Origin of the sequence: Peloplasma aerotolerans, assembly GCF_030012175.1 — a bacterium.
Classification (GTDB): Bacteria; Bacillota_I; Bacilli_A; order Acholeplasmatales; family Acholeplasmataceae; genus Peloplasma; species Peloplasma aerotolerans.
In genome coordinates this window covers 1-19,791 of the sequence record NZ_JASCXW010000007.1, presented here as the reverse complement: position 1 = coordinate 19,791, position 19,791 = coordinate 1, and the positions used below count along the sequence as shown (strand labels likewise).

At 32.0% G+C, this 19,791-nt stretch carries 18 protein-coding genes and 1 tRNA gene; 15 read left to right on the top strand and 4 right to left on the bottom strand.

Annotated features, from left to right (window positions below; genetic code table 11):
- Window positions 1-12 precede the first annotated feature (12 nt).
- The 3 genes from QJ521_RS03415 (at window position 13) to QJ521_RS03405 (ending at window position 3,769) form a co-directional block, all read left to right on the top strand.
- Window positions 13-1,758, top strand: coding sequence for an ABC transporter ATP-binding protein (locus tag QJ521_RS03415; protein ID WP_282839021.1), 1,746 nt, complete (start codon window positions 13-15; stop codon window positions 1,756-1,758).
- A gap of 1 nt (window position 1,759) precedes the next feature.
- Complete coding sequence (locus QJ521_RS03410) at window positions 1,760-3,640, top strand: ABC transporter ATP-binding protein (RefSeq protein ID WP_282839020.1); 1,881 nt, start codon at window positions 1,760-1,762, stop codon at window positions 3,638-3,640.
- Window positions 3,641-3,692: 52 nt separating this feature from the next.
- Window positions 3,693-3,769 (top strand) — tRNA-Arg (locus QJ521_RS03405).
- Window positions 3,770-3,826: 57 nt separating this feature from the next.
- On the opposite strand, the gene QJ521_RS03400 is transcribed toward QJ521_RS03405, so the two are convergent.
- The 4 genes from QJ521_RS03400 to QJ521_RS03385 all read right to left on the bottom strand — a co-directional run bounded on the left by QJ521_RS03400 (window position 3,827) and on the right by QJ521_RS03385 (window position 6,860).
- Window positions 3,827-4,636, bottom strand: a complete 810-nt coding sequence (locus QJ521_RS03400; protein WP_282839019.1) for a Cof-type HAD-IIB family hydrolase — start codon at window positions 4,634-4,636, stop codon at window positions 3,827-3,829.
- A gap of 89 nt (window positions 4,637-4,725) precedes the next feature.
- A complete protein-coding gene (locus tag QJ521_RS03395; RefSeq protein ID WP_282839018.1) occupies window positions 4,726-5,877 on the bottom strand; it encodes a hypothetical protein in 1,152 nt (383 codons plus the stop codon).
- A gap of 13 nt (window positions 5,878-5,890) precedes the next feature.
- Window positions 5,891-6,421, bottom strand: coding sequence for a hypothetical protein (locus QJ521_RS03390; protein ID WP_282839017.1), 531 nt, complete (start codon window positions 6,419-6,421; stop codon window positions 5,891-5,893).
- Window positions 6,414-6,860 (bottom strand): type IV pilus modification PilV family protein, encoded by a 447-nt coding sequence (locus QJ521_RS03385; protein ID WP_282839016.1) that lies wholly within the window; start codon window positions 6,858-6,860, stop codon window positions 6,414-6,416. Before QJ521_RS03385 ends, QJ521_RS03390 begins: the two co-directional genes overlap by 8 nt.
- A gap of 159 nt (window positions 6,861-7,019) precedes the next feature.
- Between QJ521_RS03385 and QJ521_RS03380 the strand changes: the two genes are divergently transcribed.
- From QJ521_RS03380 to rnhB, 12 genes are all read left to right on the top strand, one after another.
- Window positions 7,020-8,216 carry a hypothetical protein gene (locus QJ521_RS03380; protein ID WP_282839015.1) on the top strand — a complete coding sequence of 399 codons (1,197 nt, stop codon included), beginning with the start codon at window positions 7,020-7,022 and terminating at the stop codon, window positions 8,214-8,216.
- A gap of 1 nt (window position 8,217) precedes the next feature.
- A complete protein-coding gene (locus QJ521_RS03375; RefSeq protein ID WP_282839014.1) occupies window positions 8,218-9,876 on the top strand; it encodes a GspE/PulE family protein in 1,659 nt (552 codons plus the stop codon).
- Between the two features lie 5 nt (window positions 9,877-9,881).
- Window positions 9,882-11,102 (top strand): type II secretion system F family protein, encoded by a 1,221-nt coding sequence (locus QJ521_RS03370; protein ID WP_282839013.1) that lies wholly within the window; start codon window positions 9,882-9,884, stop codon window positions 11,100-11,102.
- Window positions 11,103-11,198: 96 nt separating this feature from the next.
- A complete protein-coding gene (locus QJ521_RS03365) occupies window positions 11,199-11,588 on the top strand; it encodes a prepilin-type N-terminal cleavage/methylation domain-containing protein (protein WP_282839012.1) in 390 nt (129 codons plus the stop codon).
- A gap of 79 nt (window positions 11,589-11,667) precedes the next feature.
- Window positions 11,668-12,420, top strand: coding sequence for a prepilin peptidase (locus QJ521_RS03360; protein ID WP_282839011.1), 753 nt, complete (start codon window positions 11,668-11,670; stop codon window positions 12,418-12,420).
- Window positions 12,421-12,429: 9 nt separating this feature from the next.
- Window positions 12,430-13,881, top strand: a complete 1,452-nt coding sequence (pilM, locus tag QJ521_RS03355; RefSeq protein WP_282839010.1) for a type IV pilus biogenesis protein PilM — start codon at window positions 12,430-12,432, stop codon at window positions 13,879-13,881.
- Window positions 13,874-14,440 (top strand): hypothetical protein, encoded by a 567-nt coding sequence (locus QJ521_RS03350; protein WP_282839009.1) that lies wholly within the window; start codon window positions 13,874-13,876, stop codon window positions 14,438-14,440. Before pilM ends, QJ521_RS03350 begins: the two co-directional genes overlap by 8 nt.
- Before the next feature lie 139 nt (window positions 14,441-14,579).
- Window positions 14,580-15,353, top strand: coding sequence for a hypothetical protein (locus QJ521_RS03345; RefSeq protein ID WP_282839008.1), 774 nt, complete (start codon window positions 14,580-14,582; stop codon window positions 15,351-15,353).
- Window positions 15,350-17,431, top strand: a complete 2,082-nt coding sequence (locus QJ521_RS03340) for a DNA translocase FtsK (protein WP_282839007.1) — start codon at window positions 15,350-15,352, stop codon at window positions 17,429-17,431. The genes QJ521_RS03345 and QJ521_RS03340 overlap by 4 nt, the downstream gene beginning before the upstream one ends.
- Window positions 17,432-17,449: 18 nt before the next feature.
- Window positions 17,450-18,289, top strand: a complete 840-nt coding sequence (gene lepB, locus QJ521_RS03335; RefSeq protein WP_282839006.1) for a signal peptidase I — start codon at window positions 17,450-17,452, stop codon at window positions 18,287-18,289.
- Window positions 18,289-19,152 carry a ribosome biogenesis GTPase YlqF gene (gene ylqF, locus QJ521_RS03330; RefSeq protein ID WP_347568076.1) on the top strand — a complete coding sequence of 288 codons (864 nt, stop codon included), beginning with the start codon at window positions 18,289-18,291 and terminating at the stop codon, window positions 19,150-19,152. Before lepB ends, ylqF begins: the two co-directional genes overlap by 1 nt.
- The gene (rnhB, locus tag QJ521_RS03325; RefSeq protein ID WP_282839004.1) at window positions 19,118-19,738 is read left to right on the top strand and encodes a ribonuclease HII; all 621 of its coding nucleotides are present in this window, start codon (window positions 19,118-19,120) and stop codon (window positions 19,736-19,738) included. The genes ylqF and rnhB overlap by 35 nt, the downstream gene beginning before the upstream one ends.
- Window positions 19,739-19,791: the final 53 nt, after the last annotated feature.

The following is a 19,791-nucleotide window of genomic DNA, read 5'->3' as shown; positions in this document are numbered from 1 at the left end:
GCTGGAGAAATTTTGATTAAAGCACTCAAATTTTTAAAACCTTATAAATGGGGGGTTCTCCTTGTATTTGCTCTAGTCGCACTTAGAGCTTTTTTAGATTTATTGCTGCCAATGATTCTAGGTTGGTTAGTTAATGAAGGTATTGGTTTAGGTGATGCAACGATTGATCCTAATATCGCTAAAATTTGGGAATATGCTCTATTAATGCTTGGAGCAACTATTTTGAGCATTATATTTACAATTATTAGTGGCTATATGGAATCTAAAATATCTGCTGCATTTGCGGTTGACTTAAGAAGAGCTGTCTATAAAAAAATCGAACAATTTTCACTTCGTGAGATGGACCACTTTACAACATCATCATTAATCACAAGATCTACCAATGATATTCAACAGTTACAAAATATTGTTAACACACTACTAAGAATGGTCATATTAGCACCTTTCTTAGCTGTTGGTGCAATTGCATTTTCTATTGCACAACACCCAACATTATCGATGCTTTTAAGTGTTTCAATTATTAGTTTAGTTGTGATGCTTGCAATCATTTTTACGATTACATTACCAAGATTCCAATTGATGCAAAAATTAATTGATAAATTAAACCTTAGAACACGAGAAAATTTAAGTGGATTACGTGTCGTTCGCGCATATAATACACAAGAATTTCAAGCACAAAGAATTGACGAAGCTAGCCAAGAATCTAAAAATCTTAATATATTTGTGAATCGTATTATGAGTATGATGTGGCCAACAATGGGATTGATTATGGGATTGACAAGCCTTGCTATTGTCTATTTGGGTTCTAGATACTTTATTGGAATCGATGGGTTTGATCCAGGTTCTATGATGGCATTAATGCAATATTCAATGCGTGCGATTATGGCATTCATGTTTTTAACAATGATTTTTATTATGATCCCAAGAGCTGCTATATCAGCAAAACGTGTGATGGAAGTTCTTGAAATGGAAATTGAAATCAATGATCCAGAGGACCCCATCGCTTTACCAAAAGATATGAAAGGTGAAGTTGAGTTTGATAATGTGACTTTTAAGTATCCAGATGCTCACGCACCAGTCTTATCAAATATCAGTTTCAAAGCTGCTGCAGGAAAAACTACAGCATTTATCGGATCAACTGGGTCCGGTAAATCTACATTGATTAATCTTATTCCACGTTTTTATGAACGAACTTCTGGAACAATAAAAATTGATGGCATTGATATAAAAAAACTTAGACAAGAAGACTTGCATAGTACAATGGGATATGTCCCTCAAAAAGGGATTTTATTTGGGGGTAGCATCAAAGGTAATATTTTGTTTGGAAATACAGACTACGATGATAACGTTATGATTGAAGCAGCACAAATAGCACAAGCTGAAACATTTATTCAGGAGATGGAAGATGGTTATGAACATAATATTTCACAAGGTGGTACAAATGTTTCTGGTGGACAACGTCAAAGACTAAGTATTGCTAGAGCAATCGCAAAAAACCCGTTAATCTATATTTTTGACGATTCCTTTTCTGCGCTTGATTATCAAACGGATCAAAAATTAAGAAAATTATTAGATGAGAAAATTAAAGCTACCAAACTCATTGTTGCTCAAAGAATCAATACCATTCGTTATGCAGATCAAATAATCGTTTTAGATCAAGGTACAATTGTTGGCAAAGGAACGCACCATGAATTACTAAAATCTTGTTCCGTGTATCAAGAAATTGCCTCCTCACAACTATCGAAGGAGGAAATGTAATATGGCCGACAAAAAAGATAACAAAAAATCCTCCTCATCAAGTCCTATCATGGGCGGAAGACGTGGTATGAGTTACACAGAAAAACCACAAGACTTTAAAGGCACAATGATTAAATTAGCGAAATATTTAAAACCATATGGTTGGCAAATTGGATCAGCTGGAGTTATGGCTATTATTGCTTCATTACTTGCTGTATTATCCCCTTGGTTACTAGGGTTAATTACATCTGAAGTTGCTGATGCTTTTAAATCATCTAGACCCATTGGTTTAATTTATATCATTGGGAATATCAATTTATCATTAGGTGAAATTGCATTAGTCATTGCGGGCACTTACGTATTAGCATCAGTATTCAACTATTTACAAGCCTTTATGCTGATTGGTATGACACAAAACTTAACGTATTCAATGCGTAAAGAATTATCAAGTAAATTAAATAAATTACCGTTAAAGTTTTTTGATGATCAACAGTTTGGTGATATCTTAGGCCGAGTAACCAACGATGTGGAAACCATTAATATGACCTTAACACAAAGTATATCTGAAATATTTAGATCAATTACATTAATCATTGGTATTTTCGTAATGATGATTGCTTTAAGTTATATACTTACAGGTGTTGTATTTATCACAACTGTTTTAGCATTGTTAGTTGCTAGAAAGTTCGTACAGTTATCTCAAGGATATTTTAGAGCACAAGCAAAATCTTTTGGTGAACTTAATGGTCATATTGAAGAAACATATAGTGGACATACGGTTGTTAAAGTATTTAACCACCAAAAGCAATCTGCTGAAAGATTTGAAGAAATCAATCATGACTTATATAAAAGTGCAGTAAAATCACAATTTATTTCAGGCATTATGTGGCCTGTACAGTTTTTTATTGGGAATATTGCATATATTGCAATTGCTGTTATTGGTGCATTTTTAGTCTTGACAACAAATCCATTAATTGCGATTCAAGTTGGTATCATTCAAACGTTTATTCAATACACAAGACAAATCAACCAACCCATTCAACAAATTGGAAGTATTGCAAATGTGCTTCAATCAACTGCAGCTGCTTCAGAACGTATATTTAACTTATTAGATGAAGAAGAAGAGTCCCCAGAAAGAGATGTATTAAGTTCTCTAGATGTTGAAAATATTAAAGGGCATGTTGTGTTCAAAGATGTTTATTTTGGATATGTTAAAGATGTTGATGTTATTAAAGGATTTAATGCAGAAATCAAGCCAGGACAAAAAGTTGCGATTGTTGGACCAACTGGTGCAGGTAAAACAACGATTGTTAATCTTTTGATGAGATTCTATGAAATCAAATCAGGAACGATTGAAATCGATGGAATTGATATTAGAAATATGAAGCGAGCAGATGTTCGCAAACTCTTTGGAATGGTGCTTCAAGATACGTGGTTATTCGAAGGGTCGGTATATGAAAATATCACTTATGGATCTAAAGATAAATCAATAGAAGAAGTTGAAAAAGCAGCTAAACTTGCACAAACAAATCACTTTATAGATTCATTATCAGGTGGTTATGAGTTTCAGTTATCAGAAGATGGCAGCAACATCAGTCAAGGTCAACGACAATTATTAACCATTAGTCGAGCAATGCTTGCAGATCGACCAATGCTTATTTTAGATGAAGCAACCTCCAGTGTTGACACGAGAACTGAAGTTTTAATTCAACATGCTATGGAAGCACTTATGGAAAATCGCACAAGTTTTGTTATTGCACATCGATTGTCTACAGTTAAAGATGCTGACATCATTTTCGTGATGAATGACGGTAATATTATTGAACAAGGTAAGCATGAAGAACTGCTTGATCAAAACGGATTTTACTCAAAATTATATTATAGTCAATTTGAAACAAATTAACACTTTACATTCGGCATTGATTGGGTTATAATAGTCAATGCCGACTATATGTGTTGCAATAGCTCAGCTGGATAGAGCAACGGCCTTCTAAGCCGTCGGTCGGGGGTTCGAATCCCTCTTGCAACGCCACTAAACAAATAACCCCGATTGACGGGGTTTTTTATTTTTCTATTTTTTTGTATTTTATTATAGATTAAAGAATTTAATTAAGTATTTTGCAATACCATCTTCATCATGTGTAAACTCTGTAACATCATTACCTACTTTTAGAACCTCTTCAACAGCATTTTTCATAGCAACACCATGTGTCGCATCTCTAATCATCTCAACATCATTAATACCATCACCAAAAGCTATCCAATACTGCGGATCAATTTCATAATGGTCGATAAGATATTTAAGTGCTGAAGATTTAGAAATATGTTTCAAATAAACCTCATAGATTGCATATTGTGTATCAGTACCCCATAATCGATAAGACAAAGTGTGACCAAAGTTGTCATCAATAAAAGTTTCAAATTGTTTTTGATATTTCTCATCAATTAGAAATACTAAACCAGTAGGTTCAATATCTAATGTTGTAAAGTCTGATTCAATAACATTTTTGCTATGCATCCCACTAAAATACTCTTCTAATTTTTTTTCATATTGATAAGCATAAACAACTTCATCAACACTGAAAAAAGAAGAAACAATAAATGATTTACTATAAGAAAATAATTTATGCATCATTTCTTTAGGAATAAATGTTTTTTGCTTTGCAAAACTAGAATCCATCGGATTTTCGATAGATCCACCATTATCAGTAATTAAGGCAGTATCAAGCTCTAATTCTCTATATTTACCGATTGCACCATTAAATGGTCTTCCGGTTGCTATAACAATAGTATGCCCTTGATTTTTAAGTTTTGTTAAAACTTCTTTTGATAATTTTGATATTTCACCTTTTCGGTCAAGTAGTGAACCATCTAAATCACATGCGATTAAATATTTCATGAATTTCACCTCTAGACCATTATCTCACAATTTGCTTTGATTTCAAGCGAATAGATAATAAAAAAGACATGTTTCCATATCTTTCTTGCTTATGTTGTCAACTTAGGATAAGTGAACCTAAACCCACTAAATCCTATTTCACCTGTAGAATCACTTTCGACATAGACGACAGTTGGTATTGCATAATCATAGAATAACGATTCATCCAAATCTGGATATAATTCAACATCATTTTGAAGTATTGAGTTATAAACTGTATAAACACCACCAGTAATATAAATGTTACCTTGTTGAGCAGAAAAATTTTGACTCAAAAAGTATGCAATACCACTTGTATTGTTATCTAAAATGATATCTTGTTCCGAGAAGACAAAACTTGGTCTTTCATAGGTTCCCAAGGTCATATTTTTAGCAAAATCAACATTACCATTAGCATAAATAGTTCCTTCAAGTCCTTGGACTCTACTACCTTGAGATGAATAAGTAACCTTGCCATTAACAACAACATTCCCATATAGTTTGCTACCAGCACTTAAGTTGAGGTCGCCATCAATAATCAGCATCAACCCGTTAGGTATCGTTAAATTCTTACCTCCAGTTATTGAAACATCATCTTCGATAATCCAATGTGATAAAACAGTTGGATTAGATTGACTTGTTAATAGTGTTCTTGGTACAATTTCAAAACCGTTATTACCCATAGATTGAAGTTTGATATAATCAACGATTTCTTGAAAAGAAGTTAAAGATTGATTCATCGATAGTTCTGGAAAATTGACTTTTAAATAATTAACTAAGTAGGAAGTTAATAAGCTTGAAGGTGTAATTAAAGGACTTAAATAAAAATCTGGTTCTTCACCTGTTTTCTCAAAAATGGTTTCATATGTATTAACCACCATTGTTGACCCAGTGATAAAACTTGTAACTTTTCTACCATTACTCAATGTTGATGAAACTGACCATAAATTGTTACCATACGGTTCTATTGAAACATCCATATATGATTCTAAAGAATTTAGATAGTCTTCATCCAATAGTTGATCTCTTACGATAATATTGAGAGTTGTTTCCACCTTTTGGACAGCATTGATATATGATTCGCTAGATTCTATACTGGTTTGAATCAATCGAGCTTGGAAAAAGACATAAGTTAAAAGGGTTGCTGTTGTCCCAAGGACAAACGCAACTACACCTAATACAGTTGGTAAACCTATACCTTTCTTGTTTTTTATTAATTTCATGTTCAAACCTCGCTTATGATCCTGGTATTTCTTGTTTTTCAAATGATTTACTTATCGTAAAAGGATACGTGTTTTCGTTATTAGAAATTAAAACAAAATAGAACTTCATACGAACGGTGTTTTGCAAAACTATTATTTCAATTGAACTATCTTCATGAAGCATAAACCCTCTTAATGATATTTCAGAATTATCTATATAAAAAGCATGATTTTTGATTTCAAATCTAAGCGTCAATGCAGGTTCATAAGTTTCTAACAAGATATTTTCGGTTTCCTCATCAAGCACATATGAAAAATGATTTTCAACAATGATACACTCAGTCGTGTCCAAGCATATCTGATAATCCGTTGCACCAAAACTCTGAAGTTTAGATTCTATTAAAGAAATCAAATACATACCTTCGGTGTTTGCTCTACTTTTCTCAGTAATTTTGTCACTCGCATTCAAAATAAATGAAATAAGAACCGAAAGCATGGATACCATCAATCCGAAAATGACGATAGCACCTAGCAACTCAAGTAATCCCAATCCCTTTTTATCCATATATCATACCTTCTAACTGGATTTTCCTAGAATTATGATAAACGACTTCAACAGTAAAATGAATAACTTTAAATTGAATAGACTGCTCGGTTGGTGATTGAAATATGATACTTACATTATAATCATATATTTGGTTATTGAGTTCATATTCAAAAAGTGAGCAAGATATAGGGTTATTGACATCACCACAATTTTCAATGTCAACGATAATATTATGATCACTCAACCATAAAGATAAGGTTTCATAATCATAATCTAAATAGATTTGATTTCTTATACGTGACCCAACTTCAACTGCAGCAATCTGACGATCAGAGGATATAACTTGATTACGAACAGTAGCAATAATTGTTATAGCAGTTGTAAGGGCTAGAGAAATGATAAAAACAGAAGCTAATGCTTCTAACATCGAAAAACCTCTATGATCTAGAATTTTCATATCCTCCATCACATCCTTTACACCTAACATTATATAATATTTGAGATTAAAGATTTGGTTTTAATTATTAAGAATAACTTAAATAGTGTCCAAAAACCAAACTATTTCACAAATATTTCATCATCTTTGCTATAATAAGGCTAAGTAGAGGTGGTTATATTGAAACGTGTAACAAGTTTTTTTAAACGCAACCTATATTTCATGGTTTCAGTGTTTGCTGTTTTTCTTGCAATCGTTTTTTCTATTGTCATCATGTCTATTTTCGATTTATCAAAAGATGTTGAAAAGACCAGTGTTGGTTTTATTTATTTAGGAAATTATGAACCTAACCAATATGAAACCATCTTGAGTCAACGTATTCAACAATGGAAAAATACTGCTGATTATAAAATCATTTATCAAAATAATGAGTATATTATTGACATTACTTGGTTTGATTTTGAGATTGATGAGACCATTAATCAAATCAGTGTAAATCAAAATAATCGAGCATTTTTTAGTTTATCTACAACTAATGATTTAGCTTTAAAAACAGAATTGGAAAACACATTTACAACCTCTATCGTTAATCAATTTGCATATCAATGGTTTATAGATGATTTATTAGAAGACATGGGGTCATTAAAAAATAGAAAAGTATATCATCTCATTGATTATCTTGATGAAACTGCCAGTCTTCATGTTATATCTGAAAAAATCGTATCGTCTATTGATAGCGAACATGTTATTTCAATATTAGAAAATGTTACTGAAATTAAAATTTTCGAGAACTCAAGATTTTCATTATTAAATTATTTAAAACACACTACACTAAGTAATACTCAATTAAGTGTTATTGCATCTGCAATGCAAGAATTAATGATTGAGACACATTTCAATGGTTTTATTTTTGAACAAAATCCAACCATGCCTGATTGGGCTGAAATAGGAAGTAATGTTAGAATACTAAAAGTTAATCAATTTGACTTTTCATTTTTCAATGGATTGAATCACAGTTATACAATTACGCTTGAAAAACTTACTGATACATCCATTGAGTTTAAACTTATTGGATATCCATATATAACAGAATACAAGGCAACTCAAAATATTGAGGTCATCATCCCATATCAAACTATCATCATTGAAAACCTAGAAATTGATGATACAACCCCAGAAGTCATTGTAACCGAAACCGATACTCACTTTATTTATCAAGTCATCACACAAACTGGTGTCGACGGTTTTGTTGTTTTCTTTTACCGTACCATAGACCCCAATCAATCAAATCCTTTGACATTAACATTATATAATGAACAGTATCTCCCTTTACAAGAATTAATTGAGCAAAATATTGTAGAAAAGGTAGGTGGTTAATATGGCATTAAGACGTATTGGCGACATATTACTTGATGCTAAAGTCATCACCGAAAATCAATTAAATGAAGCATTAGAAAAAAAAGAGCCTACAGAATTACTCGGTGAAACACTAAGCCGTTTGGAATATGCAACCGAAATGCAAATACTAAAAGCTTTAGAAGATTCAACGGGTGTTAAAAGAGTTGCATTATCAAATTTCACAATTGATGAGCAAGTGTTAGCAATGGTTAGTGAGGAGTTTTGTCGAAGACATCACATTATTCCATTGCGTATTGAAGAAAAAAATCTGATGTATGCAACATCGAATCCACTGGATTTTGTCGTTAACGAGGAATTAAGAGTTTTAACAGGTTATCGACCAAAAGCTTTTTCTGCACCAAAAAACGAAATTATTACTCAAATTGAAAAATATTATGGTTTCACAAGAACTTTAGAGGCATTAGGTGCGAAACAAAGCATTTCAAAAGAAGAAGAGTTTAAAGAAGAATTAGATGAAGAAACACCGATGGTCAAATTGGTTAATCAAATACTCACTTCAGCCGTTTTTCAGCGTGCAAGTGATATCCATATTGATCCTTTAGATGATAAAGTGCTTATTAGATATCGTGTTGATGGTATCCTAGATATCGTAAAAGAATTCCCAATCAAAATCCACAATCAAATGATTTCTCGAATTAAAGTAATGTCAGGAATGGATATTACAGAAACACGTATTCCTCAAGATGGACGTATTCAAACTTTAATTCAACAAAAAAATATTGATTTAAGAATTTCAACACTACCAACGGTACGTGGTGAAAAAATCGTTATGCGTATCTTAGATTTATCAGGGACGATGAATAGGTTGTCTGCAATTGGTTTTGATAGTAAGGAAGAGCGTTTAATTAGACAAATGATAGAACAACCCAATGGTATTGTTTTAGTAAGTGGTCCTACAGGATCAGGGAAAACAACAACACTTTACGCTTGTTTACAAGAATTAAATAAACCTGATGTCAACATCGTAACAGTAGAAGACCCCGTTGAAATCAAAATGGCAGGTGTAAATCAAGTACAAGTACACCCCGAGGTCAATCTGACATTTGCTCAAGCGCTCCGCTCTATATTAAGACAAGACCCAAATATCGTTATGGTTGGTGAAATCAGAGATGTTGAGACAGCGGAGATTGCCATTAGAGCATCTTTAACTGGGCATTTGGTATTATCAACAATTCATACGAATAACGCCATTAAGACAGTAACAAGACTCTTAGACATGGAAATAGAACCTTTTTTGATTGCATCATCATTATCCGGCATCATTTCTCAACGTTTAGTTAGATGTTTATGTACAGAATGTAGTTATGATGATGAACCTACACCAAGTGAGGTTGTTATGTTTAAAAAGTTTGGTATGGATCTTGAGACAGTTAAACGAGCAAAAGGTTGTCCATCTTGTAACTATAAAGGATATGCTGGTCGTACAGGTATTTTTGAAGTTCTACCGATTACTAAAAACATGCAGAAACTGATTGCTGAAAATGCTGGAATTTCTGAACTGACAAAGCTAGCAAGATCAGAAGGTATGAAAAGCATTATGGAATCAGGGATGAAGAAAGTTAGAAGTGGTGTTACATCTCTTGAAGAAGTTCTTAAAGTAGCAAATGAGATGGAGTGATGTGAATGGAACTTCGTAATTTTAAATATTTAGCGATGAATGCTGAAGGTAAAATGGTTCGCGGTAGAATAGAAGCTTTAAATAGAAATGTGTGTATTAAGTATCTTCAATCAAAAAATTATGACATAAAAAATATCATTGAATATCGTAATTTATTTACTCAATTAAATCAAATAACTTTTGGGAAGGTGATGAGTACTAAACAACTTATTTTCTTTCTAAAACAATTAGGATCACTTTTAAATGCGGGTGTTAAATTAATCTCCGCTTTAGAACTCTTATCCATTCAACAAGAAAACAGAGCACAAAGAAAACTGTATTTTGAACTATTCCAGCAAATTAACAACGGTCTCTCATTTTCAAAAGCCTTATCGAAAAGACCAAAAGAATTCCCTAATTTATTAGTACAAATGGTAGAGGTTGCTGAATTATCTGGGGATCTTGGTGATATGATTTTGAAGATGGCAGAATACTATGAAAGACAAACTAAAATCACAAATGATATAAAATCCGCTTTAAGAATGCCATTGGTCTATTTAGTAGCAGCAATTTTGATATCTATTGGGATGACAGTTTTTGTTTTTCCAAAAATCATTGGATTGTTTGCAACATTTGAAGGTGCTGAACTACCCGGAATCACAAGGTTTTTTCTGAACTCTGGAGCATTTTTGAGTCAACATGGTATTTTCATGTTTAGTGTTTTATTTATGATTATATTCACAATATTTACACTCAACAAAAAAGTAGAAAGATTCCGTTACGCATTTTCAGTTTTTAAACTAAATATACCTATATTCGGTAGTCTTATTCAAATGAACAATCAAATATTAATTGCGAATTCTTTGAGTCAGATGTTATCAAAAGGTGTTAATTCAGTTAAAGCTTTGCAAACGGTAAGAGGTGTTTTGTCAAATGTTGTTTATAAAGATTTAATAACAAAAACTTTAGCATATATTGAAGATGGCAAACCATTTTCAAAAGCATTTGAAGAAAGCAAGTTTATCGATCCCATTATGGCAAGAATGATTTCAACCGGAGAAAGAACCGGAAATATTCCAACATTGATGGAAAACTTATCGAATTATTACAATGGTGTCTCGGATTTAAGAGTACAACAACTAAAAAACTCTATTCAACCAGTATTATTAATTATCGTCTATGCATTGGTTGCTGTTATGATTTTAGCAATCATGATGCCAATGCTTTCATTAGGATCACAAATCTAAACATTACATTTTTATTAATTAAAATGAAGTAATCTTGACATATTTTGAATGAGTGATATGATTATTGTAAGAAGTAAGTTAATAGGAGGAAAATATATGACTAACATTCTTAAGAATAAAAAAGGTGTAACATTAATTGAGTTGCTAGCTGTAATTATCATTTTAGGAATTATTGCTGCTATCGCAATACCTACAATTGGTAACTTAATTGAAAGACAAGAAGCAAGAGCTGCTGAAGCTACATTTTCATCTATCGAAGAATCAGTAAGAATTTTCTCTCTTGATGCAACAGATGGAACTTATAACTTAGGACAATTAGGTATGAACTTTGGTTCTAACACTGTTTCATTAACTGAAAGTGGATCTCATGAGCCTGCTAATATTGATTTTATAGTAGCTAGTGGAGTGGCAACCTTCGACGATGACACAATCTTTATTAATGGTTTTGAGATTGATACAGAAACAGGATTAGTAGTAACTCCATAACAACCATTAAAAAAGATTACAGGAGGTTCGTCTAGAACCTCCATTTTCTTTAACCTTTGATAAGGGGTAATTGAGCTCTATGACGATGATTTATGCAACCCTCATGTTCATATTTGGCGCATTAATGACCTCTTTTTATCATGTAATCGCTGTTAGAATTCCTAATCAAGAATCCATAAAGGGTCGTTCACATTGTGACGCATGTCATCATCAGTTAAGATGGATGGATATCATCCCTATCTTTGGATATCTAATAAACAAAGGAAAATGTCATTACTGTAAGTCAAAAATACCAATATGTCATTTATTTATAGAGTTGCTTGGTGGACTTATATTTATGACGTCATTTCTTATTTATGGGTTTACATTAGAGTTCATTATTGTAATCGTGATGGTTACGGTTTTCATGGTGGAATCTATAAGCGATATTAAATACAATATTGTTATTGACCGTATATGGATGATTGGTTTAGTTCCTCTTGTCGTTATTAGGATAATAGAAAATTCATTTTTCACACATTTACTTTCTGCAGCCATTTTATTTACACTTCTTTATTTAACAGCTTTCATTTCACAAAAAATAACAAAAAAAGAAGCTTTAGGTGGTGGAGATGTTAAACTATTTATTTTCATCGGTTTTTTAGTTACATATCAACTGGGCATTTTAACTCTGTTTCTAGCTTCGTTACTTGGATTGATATACGGTATGATTAAATATCGAGATAAGAACAATGGAATACCTCTGGTACCATTTATTTTCATTGCCACAATAATTGTTTATTTCTATGGTCAAGATTTTGTAAACTGGTACTTCGGTTTATTAGGGATGTGATGGATTAATATGAGAAAAAGAATTGATATGAGCATATTTTTTACAGATGACTTTGTAGGGTTTTTTGAGCATGCAAAATCATTAGAGCATGCACAACATGGCTATATGAAACTTGAAGCAAACACAATTCAAAGTGGATATATTAAAGATCCAGAATTATTATTAGAAAATTTAAAAAGCTTATTTAGAATGCATAAAATTAAACCAAGAAAAATAACACATGTTATACATGATCAAAATATATTAATACGTGATATAAAAATCAGTAAAAATGATCTATTGAAGAAAAATGTAGAGTCGTATATTAGAGAACAAATAGGCAAATCAATTCATTTGCCATTTGAGGAGTCTGTTCTTACACACTCAATACGACACGAAGATCATAAAGAGGTAAGAGTCATTGCATTTATTGCAGATAAGAATCTACTTCATGATTATTGTGATATTTTTGAACATCTTGGAGTAAAAGAAATAAATCATGAAGTGTCAAGTTTACCGTTATATGAACACTTTATCGTTAATAACAATGAAAAAGATGAAACTAGCATGACAGTTTCTTTATATGATAAGTTATTTAGTATCCAAATCATTGAAAATCATACGACAATCTTCAATTTAGTTGAAATAGAAGATGGTGATGTCAACAATTTTGGTCAACTTGTTGAGAATTTTATTGAACGTATTCATAATTACTACAAGTTTAATATGAGAAAAGGAAAGAAAGATATTAAAAAGGTTATTTTTTTCAATTTCAATGATTATATTGATTTTGATTATATAAAGCAAAATATAACCAATCAATTACAACATTTAAACCCGAAGATTTGCTATATGGCAACAAACGACCCAATTGCGAAAAATATTCATTTAGCCTCATTTATTCCTTATGTGACTGCATTATATAAACGTAAAAAAGAACCGATTCAACATGATTTTAATATTAGACGTATGAATAAATTTAATATATATGCTAATTATTTATTTGTCTTGTCATTGTTGATTGTTTCTTTGATTGCTTTAATATATATCCCATATCATACAATGAATGAAGACATCAAGTACCAACAAAACAAAATTAATAATCTTCAAATACAGTTAGATTTACTTATAGAAGAGACACCTCCTTATCCAACTTATACACCACTTCAAATTGACTACAGTGATGCATATGATTATTTAGTTGAAAAAGAACATTCTCAATCCCCTTACCTATTAGATTTAATTACTGAAATGGGTGCCAACATTGAACTGATGAACTATAAAACAAATGCAATTGGAAATGAGATTGTATTTACAATTACTGCATCAACTGAATATGAGTTATATGAATATCTTATTCAAATATATGAGGAATATGGCATTATAGAAGGAAATTCAGATATGACGCGTTGGATGGTGAATGCACCATCGCATAAGTTCACTCAAACTCTAGTTATGGAGGTGACAGTGAATCATGCGTAAATACGATGTTTTTGGAAAAAAGATAAATCAGAATCGAACATTACTCTATATATTTATCGTTTTCGTTTTAGTTCTTGGAGGTTATTTACTCATTCAAAACATTCAACAAAAACGACTAGAGGAATTAAGAAGACAAGAAATTGCCATTCAAAATCAAATCGATCAATTACTTCATATGGAACAACCAGTATCATATCATTCAATTAGCGAGATCATTCAATTCTTACCAAATACATTTAACCAATCAACTATCAGTCATCAGATTGAATCCGTTAAGAATGTGTCTGGTCTATCAGCTGTCGAGAACTATCAAATCACCTTCAACACAAATGTTACATCACCTTTTACTGATGACCTACCAAGTTCAGTTCGTTTTGTTAGATTGACGATATCTTTTGTCACTGATAATCCACTAAACGTATTGGATTTTATTGACCATTTATATGATCTGGACTTAATCTATTATATTGCCCAAGTACAAGTTCTCTATACCGATGATGATGAAGCAATCATTCAAATGATTGTCTATACCTTTTATAATGATGTTGACATCTCATAGGAATGTATGTGTTATGTTACTATAACCAATGGATGTAGCGAGATTTTGCTACATCCATTTTTTGTCAAGATATTGATGTAATCTATGTTTATGATATTTATCATACATGATATAATAATCTATAGGAGGGAATCTCATTGTGTATATTTTTCTAACTTTAGGTCCAATACGACTAGATTTTTCAACTTTGATAAGCTTCCTATTAGGAATAAGCTTTGGCTTTTTGTTATTGTTTATGTTTTACTTATACGCAGTCCTGAAAAGTTTGAACAAAGGTTTAAAGCTTAGAGGTGTTGATGAACAAGACATTGATGAAGAAGAAATCAAATGGTTAATCAATGATGCTCAAAACCAATTTAAAGATAAAGAGATGAGAGATTCTATTGGTTATTTTAAATATTTAGGTCAAATTGCAAAAGAACTCTCTGTTGATATATCAAAGAAATTCTACCCGAAATCGAAGTATCCATATTTAGAGTTAACCGTTGATGAAACGTTACTCTTAAATCACTATATAACAAATCGGATTGAAGAGTTTTTAAGCGGGAAAATTTTAAGACTTACAAGAGGTTGGACGTTAAGTAAAATCGTTGAAATGAATGATGTTAAAACTAAAATCGATAAAAATCCAGTTGTAAAAACAGCAAAAAAATATCAAAAAGTAACAAAAGCTGCAATATCAATTGTTAACATTGTTAATCCGGGTTATTGGGTAAGAAGAATATCACAACAAGTTTTCTTCAATAAAGTGATGCAAAAAATCGGTATGGCATTTATTGCCATCACAGGTGAAGAAACGTACAAAATATATAGTAAAAAAGTGTTTGATGAAGAAAAAACACTTGATACTGGTGTCGACGCAATATATGAAGATATTAAAAGCGATTTAGAATCCGAAGGTGATGAATCATGAGAAAACAAAAAGAGAATCCCCAACTTAATATTGAAAAAGAAAAATTCATTATTTTTCAGTTTGTTAAGTTAGAAGGTATTCGGGGGAAAGAAAAATATAAATCAGATCGATTTGTTTCCCCTATTTTTGGTAGAAGTGTAAAAGATGTTGTAACGGTTCCGTTTACTGTGAAAGACACTGGTGATACAACACGTCGTTTTGACGCGTTTAGAACCAAAGCAAAGCTATCTGAAGAAGAAGCAAAAGAAAAATATGGCAACAAATATTATGAGTTCACGAATATCGTTAGTAATAAGACGAGAACTGAATATTTTGGTGAATCTAATTATGTACCAACAAACGAGAAAGAAAAAGAAGAAGTTAAAGAACGTACAATTATTAAACCAATTGCTAGAAATTATAGAGAACCTGTTCAAAAAGAACAAGAGTCTCCATTTAAGGCTTATCAAGAGCCAAAAAGAGTTGCTCATGTTCCACCAGTTATGAATGAAAAGAAGATTGAACAAGAACCTGTTGTTGAAACTTATAAACGAAGAGCTCCAATAGAAGCAAAAGATATTGTTACTTCAGATTTTGGTTCAAATCAAGACCTTGATGATGTTTTACAAGATGAAGTTAGAAAACCTCAACGTGAAATATACAAACCAAAAGAAGAATCTTACATTTATCCTTCAATTAAAATATTTAGTAAAAAACAACGTGATTTAAATGATAAACCACAATGGTTACTTGATCAAATTGATGTAATCAATGCCACATTCGAACAATTTGGAATTGAAGCTGAGGTTACCGATAGTAGAAAAGGACCAACAGTAACACGATATGAAGTCTCATTAGATCCAGGTGTTAACGTTAAGCGTATATCAGGTATTCAAGACAATCTAATGATGAACTTATCTTCACAATCTATACGTATTGAAGCACCAATTCCAGGAAAACCTTATGTTGGCATTGAGGTGCCTAACGTTAAAACAGAAATTGTTGCTTTTGGTAATGTCGTCGATACAAAAGAATTTTTAGAAGATATGGAACATCCATTAAAAGTTGCTCTTGGTGTTGATATTGATGGACAAAATATCTATGTTGACATTCAAGCGATGCCTCATGGTTTAATTGCAGGAGCAACCAATTCAGGTAAGAGTGTTTGTGTAAATACTGTTTTAGTGAGTTTGTTACTTAAAAATTCACCTAAAGATTTAAAACTCATTTTAATTGACCCTAAGATGGTCGAACTAACTCCATATAATGATTTACCACATTTGATTACGCCAGTGATTACAGATGTAAAAATGGCTGCTGCTGCACTTAACTGGGCAGTTTCAGAAATGGAAAAAAGATATCAAACATTCTCACAAAGTCGTAGTCGAGACATTAGGTCATATAATGACAATGTCAAACGAGGTCTAATAGATTCAGAAAAAATGCCTTTTATTGTTGTTGTTATTGATGAATTAGCTGACTTAATGGCTGTAGCTGCACATGATGTTGAAGAATCCATTCAACGTCTAACTCAAAAAGCTAGAGCTGCGGGTATCCATTTATTGGTTGCTACACAAAGACCTTCAACTGATGTTGTTAAAGGTACAATTAAATCGAACATACCTGCTAGAATCGCGTTTAAGGTTGCTTCATTTGTGGATTCAACAACGATTTTAGATGGTGCTGGTGCAGAAGCTTTATTAGGTAAAGGTGATATGCTCCTCAAACGTTCTGATCGTACGCATCGTCTTCAAGGAGCTTTTATTCCAGATGAGGAAATCTATGCAGTGACTGATTTTATTAGAGAACAGTATCAGCCACAATATGTATTCCAACATGAAGCACTCAAACAACAAGCTCATATGCGTGAAGTGACTTCTGATGATTTGTTTGAAAGTGTTGCTTATTTTGTTGTTCAAACAGGAAATGCATCAATTAATAATATTCAAAAAGAATTTACAATTGGGTTCAATAGAGCGCAAAAATTGGTTGAAATGCTTGAAGAATATGAAATTGTATCTAGACACCAAGGAACAAAAGCAAGAGAAGTTCTTGTTACTACAATGGAGTTAAAAGAAATATTAGGACAAAACGAGTAATAAAAAAAGGATGGGCTTATGACATTAAAGAAAGCATATAAAACATTAATCATCACGATAATTCTTATGATGTTGACCATCATTTTTTATGCTTTAGGCGTCTCTAGACTTGCCTTACAGTGGGGGATGATAGGATTTGTTATTTCTGCAGTACTATCTGTTTTTTCGATTGTACTGAGCATTCATACTACGAAACATGAGCAAGAAATATTAAAAGTGAGTTTCTTAAGTAAAAGAAAATTTGAGATCTTAGACTGGTTTACATTTTTAAGTGTCTCATTAATGGCAATCTTCATTATCTTTATGTTCATCGTACTACCTTCTGATGTTAAGCATAGTTCAATGATGCCCACATTAAAAGAAGGGGAACGCATTTTAATCTATCATTTTAATTATGAACCTGAGACAGAAGATATCATCATCTTAAAGATGACTAAAGAAAACTACAGTTTAGTACCTGACAGTATGTATATAGAAAGAGACTCTCAAGGAAATATAAAAAGAATTCATGACGTTATCTATTTTGTTAAAAGATTGAAAGCTAGTCCAGGAGACTTAATAGAATTCGTGAACTATAATATCTTAAAAGAGCAATATGAAGTTAGTGTTAATGGAGTTGTTATTCTCACACCTCAAAATGAACCTTATTATGTGATGCAAAATCAAAAAGAGATTATTGAACTATCTTTAGACCAAGGCATATTAAAAGCGGGACTATATCTTGCATTTGGAGATAATGCAAATGGCTACTTATCATATCCTGCATCCTTTGATAGTCGAAGTTTTGGTGCAGTGTTTGAAGAGGATATCGTTGGAAAAGCGATTTTCAAACTATGGCCAATAGGTAAAGTAGAATGATGAAGCAAATACAATGGTTTCCAGGACATATGTTTAAGTCCATTCGAGAAATCAAAGAAAAAATTTCATTAATGGATATCGTTATGGTCTTGCTAGATGCAAGACTACCTTTGTCAAGCGTCAATCCTGAATTGTTTAAAATTGTTTCGCATAAACCGATGATGATATTATTTAATAAAATGGACTTAGCAGATGAACCTATTTTAAATCAATGGGTTAAATATTATCAAGATCAAGGTCATGCGACTTTAAAGATAGATTCGCAAACCGGTAAAAACGTTGGAAAGATTCGTGAGTTAGCACAAAGTGTATTGCACGAAAAAATAGAAAAAAGAAGAAGTAAAGGATTAAAAGATCGTCCCATAAGAACAATGATTATTGGTATCCCCAATGTCGGGAAATCAACACTAATCAATCAACTTTCTAAATCAAGTGCAACAAAAACCGGGAATATCCCAGGCGTTACGAAGGCTCAACAATGGATTAAACTTAGTGATGACTTCGAGTTGCTAGATACCCCAGGCATCTTATGGCCAAAATTTGAAGACGAAAAAGTCGGATATCATCTAGCTATTACTGGAGCAATCAAAGATAAGATTCTACCGGAAGATGATGTTGTTCATTACGCTTTAACATTTCTTAAGAAATATTACCCTCAAAGACTTCTTGAACGATATGGTATTGAAGGAGATCTAGAATTTGTAGAAATGCTAGACACTATAGGTAGATTAAGAGGATGTTTGATTAAAAATGCTGAAATTGATTATAACCGTGTTTACACAATCGTTTTAACAGACATTAGAAACAAAAATTTAGGAGGTCTCTCTTTTGACAGACTTGAAGATGTATCAATACGAAAATGAATTATACAATCAAGGACTGAAGTACATCGCAGGTGTAGATGAAGCTGGAAGAGGACCTTTAGCTGGACCCGTAGTTGCCGCAGCAGTTATCTTGAAAAAAGATGCAAAGCTTAAATATGTAAACGATTCGAAACAATTAACAGAAAAACAAAGAGATTTAGCATTAATTGAAATCAAAGAAAATGCACTTGCGATAGGTATAGGAATATCATCTGTTGATGAGATTGACCGTATCAATATTTATAGAGCAGCAAGGGAAGCCATGCTTTCTGCAATATATCAACTAAAAATTAGACCGGATTTCTTATTAATTGATGCAATGCCTATGGAAATAGATATTCCATTTAAAAGCATGATAAAAGGTGATACCTTATCTGTATCGATTGCTGCTGCTTCCATCGTTGCTAAAACAACAAGAGATGCGTATATGATAGAGATGGACAAGGTTTTCCCACAATACAATTTTAAACAACATAAAGGATATGGGACCAAAGAGCATCTTGAAGCAATCAAAACATATGGAATAACACCAATCCATAGAAAGACATTTAAACCTATAAAAGATATGTTAAAAGAGATTATATAACTAAAACAAATAATTCTTTATAGACAGTTTTTGATAAAGCTGTCTTTTTTAAA